Origin of the sequence: Nonomuraea sp. ZG12 (assembly GCF_052068115.1) — a bacterium.
Classification (GTDB): Bacteria; Actinomycetota; Actinomycetes; order Streptosporangiales; family Streptosporangiaceae; genus Nonomuraea.
In genome coordinates this window covers 1-1,752 of record NZ_JBQHCW010000081.1, presented here as the reverse complement: position 1 = coordinate 1,752, position 1,752 = coordinate 1, and the positions used below count along the sequence as shown (strand labels likewise).

1 protein-coding gene is annotated in these 1,752 nt (G+C 70.9%); it reads left to right on the top strand.

Going from position 1 to position 1,752, the window contains the following annotated elements; genetic code table 11:
- A partial coding sequence (locus ACTMTF_RS49310) for an L-aspartate oxidase (protein WP_441117025.1) occupies positions 1 to 1,751 on the top strand: 1,751 nt, incomplete at its 5' end.
- Position 1,752 lies beyond the last annotated feature (1 nt).

Sequence of the window (1,752 nt, the reverse complement as noted above, 5' to 3'; positions counted from 1 at the left end):
TGCGGGTTGAGGAGCACACCATGCATGCGCCGGAGAACCGGATAGCCACGTCCGTCCTGGTCATCGGCACGGGGGGTGCCGGGCTGCGGGCCGCCATCGAGCTCGCCGAGCACGGCGTCGACGTCCTCGCCGTGGGCAAACGGCCGAAGGCGGACGCGCACACCTCGCTCGCCGCCGGGGGCATCAACGCGGCGCTCGCCACGATGGACCCCGAGGACAGCTGGCAGCAGCACGCCGCGGACACCCTCAAGGAGAGCTATCTCCTCGCCAACCCGGAGACGGTGCGCATCGTCACCGAAGGGGCCGCACGCGGCATCGAAGACCTCCAGCGCTACGGCATGCCGTTCGCCCGCGAACAGGACGGGCGCATCTCGCAGCGCTTCTTCGGCGCCCACACCTACCGCCGCACGGCCTACGCCGGGGACTACACCGGGCTGGAGATCCAGCGCACCCTGATCAACCGGGCCGCGCAGCTCGACGTCCCCATCCTCGACAGCGTCTACATCACCCGTCTCCTCGTCCGCGACAACGCGGTCTTCGGCGCGTACGGGTTCGACCTGACCGACGGCACCCGCTATGTCATCCACGCCGATGCGGTGATCCTGGCCGCCGGCGGCCACACCCGGATCTGGCGGCGCACCTCCTCCCGCCGGGACGAGAACACCGGCGACTCCTTCCGCCTGGCCGTCCTGGCCGGCTGCCGCATCCGCGACCCCGAGCTGGTGCAGTTCCACCCCTCCGGTCTCATCGCACCCGAGAACGCGGCCGGCACCCTCGTCTCGGAGGCCGCACGGGGCGAGGGAGGAATCCTGCGCAACCAGCTCGGGGAGCGGTTCATGTCGCGGTACGACCAGGAACGGATGGAGTTGTCCACCCGCGACCGCGTCGCACTGGCCGCCTACACCGAGATCAAGGAAGGCCGCGGCACCCCGAACGGGGGTGTGTGGCTGGACGTGTCCCATCTCCCCCGCGAGACGATCATGACGCGGTTGCCCCGCGTCTACCAGACGCTCCTCGAACTGCAGATGCTCGACATCACCAAGGAGCCGATCGAGATCGCGCCGACCGCGCACTACTCGATGGGCGGCGTCTGGGTACGGCCCGAGGACCACGGCACGGACGTCGACGGCCTGTACGCGATCGGGGAGGCGGCCAGCGGCCTGCACGGCGCCAACCGCCTCGGCGGCAACTCCCTCATCGAACTCCTCGTCTTCGGCCGCATCGTCGGACAGGCGGCGGCCGAGTACTCAGCGGGCCTCGACGCCCAGCGCCGCTCGGCCGAGGCGCTCGACACGGCACGGGCGGAGGTGGACGGCCTCCTCGGCGCCGACGGCCCCGAGAACGTACGGTCACTGCAGCGAGCCCTGCGCGACATCATGACCGAGCACGCCGGCGTGGTCCGCGACGAGACCGGCCTGCGGCAGGGCCTGGCCGCACTCTCCACCGTGGAGGCGCGCATCGACGACGTCGGCGTGCACCCGGACATCGCCGGCTTCCAGGACCTGGCGCACGCCTTCGACCTGAAGTCGGCGGCGCTCGCCGCACGAGCGACCGTCGAGACCGCGCTCGAACGGCGCGAGACCCGTGGCTGCCACAACCGCTCCGACCACCCCGACCTCGATCCCGCGCTGCGGGTCAACCTCGTGTGGTCCGGACCCGGATCGGTGACGAGGGAGACGATCCCCCCGATTCCCGACGAGATCGCGGCGCTCATGCGCGAGGTCTCCAGCGTCGGAAAACTCGTCGAATAGC